The 515-nt window shown below is 59.4% G+C and carries 1 protein-coding gene; it reads right to left on the bottom strand.

The features are described 5' to 3' along the window. Positions 1-88: 88 nt before the first annotated feature. Positions 89-515: transposase (locus tag ABD827_RS17770; RefSeq protein WP_344966036.1), on the bottom strand; the 427-nt coding region annotated here is incomplete at its 5' end.

The following is a 515-nucleotide window of genomic DNA, read 5'->3' as shown; positions in this document are numbered from 1 at the left end:
ACTTCAGTTAGTTACAGTGCTCTGTGAGTGACGGTCGTGCTTCTCCTCTGTTGTTGAGGCCATTATCCTTATTGTGCCCGCCTTTCGGCTATCCCGTTCGGGTGATACCGGTGCACACCATGCTTTGTACGCAGTGCGGGCAACTGCGGCTGGCTTTGGTCATCGTTGCCGGCTCCCCTGGCAGCCCGCGCCATCCCAGTCGCATCAACAACAACTGGATAATCAACCGTACCGCCCTGGCGCTACCGTGCAGCAGCCCGTAGTCCCGTACTCGTTGCAGCCCCTTGGGCAAGGCGTGTTGCAGTATCAGCCCCAGGAACCTGACGATGGGTAAGGTGCGGTGTTGCCAGTGATTGGTTTTCCCCTCGCGGTAGCGGAAGGTCACCTGGTCACCGTCTATTCCGATAATATCCCGGTCGGACAGTACCCCGCGGTACAAGTAGCGGGACAGATATTTCAGGGCGGGTAGGCCGCGGCCCACAGGGCGACAGTCCACCACCCATTGCGCCGGTAGT

The organism is Oceanisphaera sediminis, assembly GCF_039539745.1.
Classification (GTDB): domain Bacteria; phylum Pseudomonadota; class Gammaproteobacteria; order Enterobacterales; family Aeromonadaceae; genus Oceanimonas; species Oceanimonas sediminis.
This window is presented reverse-complemented; position numbering and strand designations above follow the sequence as displayed.